Origin of the sequence: Nitrosomonas sp. ANs5, assembly GCF_050584665.1 — a bacterium.
GTDB lineage: Bacteria > Pseudomonadota > Gammaproteobacteria > Burkholderiales > Nitrosomonadaceae > Nitrosomonas.
On record NZ_JBEUDO010000086.1, the window covers coordinates 1 to 7,018 of the forward strand.

The 7,018-nt window shown below is 48.7% G+C and carries 7 protein-coding genes; 2 read left to right on the forward strand and 5 right to left on the reverse strand.

Translation table 11 applies throughout. The features are described from left to right. Nucleotides 1–121: transposase (locus ABTW62_RS13215; protein ID WP_430905049.1), on the forward strand; the 121-nt coding region annotated here is incomplete at its 5' end. Nucleotides 122–342: 221 nt separating this feature from the next. Here ABTW62_RS13215 and ABTW62_RS13220 read toward each other — a convergent pair. The 5 genes from ABTW62_RS13220 to ABTW62_RS13240 form a co-directional block, all read right to left on the reverse strand. After that, nucleotides 343–1,032: a DUF6781 family protein gene (locus ABTW62_RS13220; RefSeq protein WP_430905043.1), complete on the reverse strand. Its 690-nt coding sequence runs from the start codon at nucleotides 1,030–1,032 to the stop codon at nucleotides 343–345. A gap of 48 nt (nucleotides 1,033–1,080) precedes the next feature. Next, nucleotides 1,081–2,409, reverse strand: a complete 1,329-nt coding sequence (serS, locus tag ABTW62_RS13225; protein ID WP_430905044.1) for a serine--tRNA ligase — start codon at nucleotides 2,407–2,409, stop codon at nucleotides 1,081–1,083. A 535-nt stretch (nucleotides 2,410–2,944) separates the two neighbouring features. After that, the gene (locus tag ABTW62_RS13230) at nucleotides 2,945–3,487 is read right to left on the reverse strand and encodes an adenine phosphoribosyltransferase (RefSeq protein ID WP_430905045.1); all 543 of its coding nucleotides are present in this window, start codon (nucleotides 3,485–3,487) and stop codon (nucleotides 2,945–2,947) included. A gap of 365 nt (nucleotides 3,488–3,852) precedes the next feature. Next, nucleotides 3,853–4,329: a YbhB/YbcL family Raf kinase inhibitor-like protein gene (locus ABTW62_RS13235; protein ID WP_430905046.1), complete on the reverse strand. Its 477-nt coding sequence runs from the start codon at nucleotides 4,327–4,329 to the stop codon at nucleotides 3,853–3,855. A gap of 343 nt (nucleotides 4,330–4,672) precedes the next feature. Then, the gene (locus ABTW62_RS13240; RefSeq protein WP_430905047.1) at nucleotides 4,673–5,299 is read right to left on the reverse strand and encodes a hypothetical protein; all 627 of its coding nucleotides are present in this window, start codon (nucleotides 5,297–5,299) and stop codon (nucleotides 4,673–4,675) included. 705 nt (nucleotides 5,300–6,004) lie between these two features. Here ABTW62_RS13240 and ABTW62_RS13245 point away from each other — a divergent pair. Next, nucleotides 6,005–6,865, forward strand: a complete 861-nt coding sequence (locus ABTW62_RS13245) for a DUF6733 family protein (RefSeq protein ID WP_430905048.1) — start codon at nucleotides 6,005–6,007, stop codon at nucleotides 6,863–6,865. Nucleotides 6,866–7,018: the final 153 nt, after the last annotated feature.

Here is a 7,018-nt window from a genome sequence, read left to right on the forward strand (position 1 = left end):
AATCGAAAACTTCTTTGCAAAACTCAAACAATACCGCGCCATAGCCACCAGATATGATAAACGGGCCCATAACTTCCTCGGTGCCATCTGTCTCGCCGCTTCCGTCATATGGCTCAACTGATGACACACCCTAGAGAAAAGCGTGACAGCCTCCTGGCATCCTTCCTATTTCAGCCATAAGCCTGGAAATCCCGCTTGGATGGGCTAAACTGTGCAATTCGGCGCATACGTGCTGTCACGCATTGAGTGGGTGTAAAAACTACAACTTGTTTTTGGCAACAATGGCCAGTTGCACAAAATAGTGGTCAGCAGAGATTTCCAGGATGATTGGCGACCGGTAAATTATTTGTTTTTATCCTGCTTGACCTGGTCAACGATGCCTGTCAGGACACCGCTGGCAATTTTGTGCAGCAGATCTGCCGTGATTTGCGTGAGTTGGGCGCCTGCCTCCAGCTGTGCGCGGCCAGTCGATGCCATTTGATGGGCAAAGACGGCAAGCGTGTCCTTAAGTTGAGCACCTACAGCTGTACCGTTGCGTTCCGCGTGTTGATAAAGATCTTGTAGTGTTTCGGCGATCAGGCCTTGGGCGGCGGTTGCGGCCTGTTTGAGGGTGTCCATAAACAGGCTTTCCAGGCTTTCGAGATCGGCCCGTGTTTTTGCCAACTCGCTATGCGAGAATTGCTTGGCTTTGCTGGCCGCTTCTTCCAAGGCCAGTTTCGAGGCGCCGGCGAGTTGCGCAAAGGCGGCATCCAAGCCTGCTACTGCTTGGATGATTTGTGTTTGTGCAGCCTGTGATTGTTCCGAAGCATGTGACAATTCATGCTTTGCACCTTCGTGCGCGCCTTCCATGACAGCCGAGGCAATCCGCACCAGCGATTCAGGGTCCAATCCATTGGCATGCATGGCCTTGAGTGTCAGATTTCTAACCGTTTTCTCGACATCGCCGCCATGAGCAACAGCTTCTCTGATTTCCGCAGTCAGCTGGGCGATGTCGTCATTGGCGTGATTGGCGCCAGGATTGTCATTTTGCATTTTCTGAATTCTCCGCTTGTGATTGGTGCGATACGGGCATTGTGCGCCTCATGTGGCAAGGCGGTCAAGGCCACCCATATAAGAACGTAAAACCTCTGGAATGGTAACGCTGCCATCTTCATTCTGGTAGTTTTCCAATAAGGCTACCAGTGTTCTTCCGACAGCCAGTCCTGAGCCATTGAGAGTATGCAGCAACTCCGGCTTACCTTGTTCACTACGAAAACGTGCCTGCATGCGCCGCGACTGAAATGCCTCGCAGTTGCTGCAGGAAGAAATCTCTCGGTAGGCATTTTGAGCGGGTAGCCATACTTCAATATCATAAGTCTTGGCTGCTGCAAACCCCATGTCTCCTGTACATAACAACATGACCCGGTAAGGCAGCTCTAATTTCTTGAGAATGTTTTCAGCATGACCGACCAGCGATTCCAGTGCCTCGTAGGAGTATGCCGGATGGGCGATCTGTACCAGTTCCACTTTGTCGAACTGATGCTGGCGGATCAGTCCGCGGGTATCTTTGCCATAGCTGCCTGCCTCGGAGCGGAAACAGGGAGTATGCGCCACAAATTTGAGCGGAAGTTTTTCAAGAGGAACAATCGTATTGCGCACCATGTTGGTGAGCGGCACCTCAGCGGTGGGAATGAGATGCAAATTCGAGGCGGTCGTTTTGTTGGTGCCTGTTTGGGGTGAGGTGTCAGACTCTGCTGGAGAACTGGCCTGAATGGAAAACAAGTCGGCCTCGAATTTTGGCAGCTGACCGGTTCCTCGAAGGCAATCCGCATTGACCAGGTAAGGCACATAAATCTCGTTGTAGTCATGTTCCTGAATATGCGTGTCGAGCATAAATTGTGCCAAGGCACGGTGGAGTCTAGCGAGATGGCCCTTTAGAACACTGAAGCGAGCGCCGCTCAGTTTGGCGGCGGTTTCAAAGTCTATGAGTTGAAGAAACTCGCCGATGTCGGCATGATCCTTAACGGGAAAATCAAAAACTCTCGGTGATCCCCAGCGACGTAGTTCAGAATTGCCGGCGTCGCTGATGCCTGCGGGAACACTTTCATGGGGCAGGTTCGGCACCCCCATCAATAACTGCTGCAGCGCAATCTGAATGCTTTCAAGTCCGTTTTCCGCCTGTTTTAATTCATCACCGAGATTGGCCACCTCCGCCATCATCGCGCTGGTATCTTCCCCGCGTTGTTTAGCAATGCCGATTTGCTTGGAAGTTGCATTGCGTTTTGCTTGCAATGATTGAGTAAGTGTCTGTAACGATTTACGCTTTGTTTCCAGGGAATTAAAATCTTCGGCAGGGAAGGTATAGCCTCTTTGGGCAAGACGAGCGGTAATATTATTTAAATTAGTGCGTAGTTGTTGGATATCAAGCATGTAGGCTCCGAAAATCAGGAACTGATGGGTTTGTCAGGACTAAGGAAAAGCTGTGCGATCTATATTGATTGGGCAGATTAACTCATGGCGGCGACTCGTGCCTGAATATATTGGCGTACGATTTTCGGCTGCCAATATGTATGTTAGTAGTGCGACGGGCATTGGACGGTTACTGGAAAAGGCCGTGACATGTTTGATTTCTCCGCTTCTTGGTAAATATATAATTCTATCTCTAACGTACGAAGCACGACATTAAACCTGTCGCGAATGCGGTTTGGTAATATACCTTCGCCTTATGCATTCTGAATGCTTTTCAGTTTTAGTGTGTGTATGAAATGCACTCTTGTAGGTTTTCAGTAGCTGCGGCCCTCGCGCGTAAGGGTGCGAGGGCTAGGAGGCTGTCCGAGAATAGCGATCGTAGCGAGGGCGAGGCTGGTTGAGCGGGGTTTTTCGATCATTTGAGGCGAATAGTCGTTCTATTCAACGAAAAGGATCGAAAAATCCAGCCAGCCAGAATCGTCCGCAGTAGATCAGTCTATTCTCGGACAGCCTCCTGGTCATCATATCGGCATAACGAGAACAACTTGTAGCCCTGTTGCCGGAGCCGTTTACTTCCGCCGATTGTGGGCAGGTCCACTACGAGGCAGCATTCAACGACTATGCCATCCATCTTTTCAATCAGCTTGATTGCGGCTTCCATGGTTCCGCCAGTCGCGATCAGATCGTCGATTAACAATACGCGATCATTTTTAGCAATGGCATCCACGTGTATCTCTATCCGATCACGCCCGTACTCCAGCTGGTAATCACAACCTATCGTGTCAGCAGGCAGCTTGCCCGGCTTGCGAACCGGGACAAATCCCGCTCCCAATGCATAGGCGACAGGCGCGGCAATAATGAAACCTCGGGATTCGATACCGATGACTTTATTGATTTTTTCGGAGCGATAACGCTCGGTAATTTGATCAATGGTTGTGCGCAGTCCAGTAGGATCCTTCAATAGCGTGGTGATATCACGGAACATGATCCCTTCGCGAGGGTAATGGGCAATGGTACGAATAAGAGATTTGATGGGCATCGAAGCAAGTTTGCAAATTAAAAGAAAAGCCGCCCGCTGTTGAGCTTGCTGGGAATGTTTGGGGTTTGAAAAATAGCGCTCGTGATCAGGTCTATGTTGGCTGGCTGTTTCAGCGCTGAGCCTGTGTCTGCCTGTCGTTGGTTGGCGGTGGCTAACGGTGATTCAAGTGTAAGCCCAAGCACAATGTTCAGCCAAATTCCGGGCCATGACTTATCGTAAGTTTTGTCGGGTGCACAAAAAGCATTCTGCCGTGGTGAAGTGATGAATGACACTTCCTTTCATGTCTGTCGCCATAAACACGGTCGATGATGCATGCGTTGAAGAGCGCAATGATATTCCCCTTGCCCGGAATGGTTTGGAGCATATCAAGTATGCCGACGATAGAGGCCAATCAATTCGGCTTGGGCAATTACATGCCCGTCCATGGCTTTTTCCAGTTCGGCTTTTGTGGGTTCGTTCAAATCGGGGAGTAGGGTATCCAGTGCATAGAGCTTATGGAAATATCGGTGAGTGCCAATCGGTGGGCAAGGGCCGCCATAGCCTGTACGCTTCCAGTCATTGACACCCTGCAGACAGCCTGTAGGTAATGCATTGGCCGTGACGTTCTCGGGTAACTCACTTGCAGTCGAGGGAATATTGTAGAGTATCCAGTGTACCCAGGTCATTGTAGGCGCTGCTGGGTCGGGTGCATCTGGATCATCGACAATTAAAACCAGGCTTTGGGTATTCGCTGGCATATCCATCCAGGCAAGTGCTGGTGATATATCCTGACCGTCGCACGTGTGGCGAGCAGGAATGGTGTCCTGATTGGAAAAAGAGGGTGAAGTGAGAGTGAAAGCCATAATTTCCTCCTTGTGACACTATTAATGCTAGCAAGAACCGCATCTGCGCTAGTTTACATGGGATTGATGGTTAGCGCCATGCATGTGTGGACGTATGCTGGAGTTGGCTGGAAGGGAGCATGGGGCGCCAGGGTCAAAAATGCGAGGGAGGAAAATGATGGCGCGGAAAGCGGGGTAAAAGCCGAAATGCTGTAGTAGATCGCAGAAACGAAGCGCCTCCGTGAAGTCTTATCGTTTCGTGTTGTACGGTTAGCATGCAGTCTGACAGGCAGTCATTGACTGCATGCTATCGAGGATGTAGGCGTTCTACGCCTTGTTTTGTCGTTCGGGTCTGGCCAATGATTTAGCTTTGGGATTCTTTGGATAGTTCTTTCCCGGCATTTTTCTTGCGCATGAAGAAAAACGCCAGTCCACCCGCAGCGGCGACAATAAATATCATTTCCAGCATACCCAGACCAGAGCCGTGATTGCCATGACCGCCACCACCTACATGTAACGGAATGCGTACGGCTGTTTTGACATTACCAGCGCTATCTTCGGTTTCCAGTAGAACGAAATATTGGCCGAGATGTTCGAGTTCAGTTGCTACCACGATAATGCCTGATAGATACTGCTCGGCAGGCATGTAGAGTACTTCATGCTCCCCGTGTTCGCTGCCTTCGTGTCCATCCATGACAACACGAACGGCGAAGGGGATTTCGCGAGTATCGAGATCAGAGATCTCGATCGTCATATTGATTTTTCCCGCATTGGGGACGTGGTTGCAGAAAGAATGCATCGGAGGAATGTCGCCTTCAGGTACTTCATAAACGCTGACGGTAACAGGGAAATCTCCGGTTTCGATTTTGCAGCCACCGGCATCATGATGGCCTTCATGTGCGAGCATTAATTGAGCAGATAATGGTAATGACATCAAAAACATTGATACTGCAATACATAACCATGCAATGCTTTGCGAAGCTTTTTTCATAATTTCTAGTTTCTCCACTTTTTAAGTCTTAAGTTTCAGCCGTAGCCAAAGTGTGTGATAAGGCAGGGTGCATCGGAAAAAGTGTTGCCACGTTTACTTTGACTACGCACAACTGCATGGCGAGCGTAAATGTTCCATCGTGTCTCGTGAATGCGATAGATGCCAAATTGCACGTTTCTAGCTCTGCATTCAATTTTGCCCGCTTTTTCTCAGCTTTCCTGTCTTGATGAATTTGTTGCAATCACTTCAACCAAGCTTATTGCTATTTTGGATGGATCGCGATTGTATAACAAAAAACCATGATGGGGCATAAACTATGTGGATAAAATCATACACTTTCATGGACACCGTCCGGTATCAGGCGGAGTGTTAGTTGTCTTTATTTATCAGAATATTAGAGACACACCCAAAAAAATCCAAGGTGTGCCTCCCAAAAAAACCTTCAAAAATACTTGACCCGTTTTTTCAAATCAGCTAGAAGAAAGCCTCACCCCAATATCACGTCATCAATGTTGGCATTGGGGTGGGAGAGAGAAAAAAGTTTAACTAGCTCTCATAAGACTGCCCATGAGTGAATAAGTTCACTGATGGTTGTTGGATAGCTAGTTATGTCACATAACCATGTTTTTCTGGGACGGGACCAAATGACTACCTGTTCCAGAAAAATTAACTATTTCAATTTCTTATTGAGAAAGGTAATAACTAATGAAAAAGCAGATAGCGGGTCTAGTAGCGCTGGGTATTACCTGCGCTACAGCAAGTGTATTTGCCCAGGGAGACAGTGAACTCAGATTCAAAGTAGAGGCTTTGGAAGCGAAGGTGGCTGAGCTTGAAGGGCATTCAGGCGGTGATGGGCATGGATTTGACCTCCAAAAATTTCATGGTGGTGTGACCTTGAAGCAGGATGCCTTCTTTGGTTTTCAAACTATCTTGGATGCGTCATACGAAATTGCTGATGACATCGATTTTACCTTTTATTCCTGGCTGTGGACCAATCCTAACTTTGGGCGTAGTAGCGTAGTAGGCGATGACGTTACTGCAGGCGGTTCGGGTCTATGGACGGAGTTTGGTATTGGCTTGAATTTTAGATTTCTCGACGATGCTTTGAGTATCAATCCAAACGTAGGTATGCTAAATGGCACATTGTTGTCTTCCAGAGTAATTGGTAAAGATATTCGTGCCGGTGACGGTGTTGTGCCTAACCTCGTCATCAATTATGACGACGACTATTTTACGGCAAACATCTACGGTGCCTACTACCTGGCTACGCGTGGCCCGCGCGCGCGGGATTTTGTGCACAACTGGATCAGTGTCGGGGTGAAGCCTGCCTTGTTTGATATGGGCGGGGTGTTGCCCATCAATTCCGTCGGCGTTCATTGGGAGCACCTCTGGGCAGCTGTAAATCGCATCGACAAGGCTTCTGAAGGCGTTGTGTATAACTGGGTAGGTCCTTATGTCGAGTTTGGTTTGCCAAAAAACATCGCTTTGCGTTTTGCTGGCGGATTCGATGTGAAGGGTGATGTATCCAGCAACTTCTATCAAGCCAGTATCAAGCTTGATTTTTAATATAAAAATAATAGGGGACGTCCCGGCTTCCGGTGCTTAATTCTGAAAGTCAGGCGTTCCCCTCCTTAAATTTCTTGACACTGAATATGTTGAGGAAGTAGGCTTACAAAGAAAGTGGTTTTATGCTGGCTACCCGGTTGAGCCGGGTGGCCG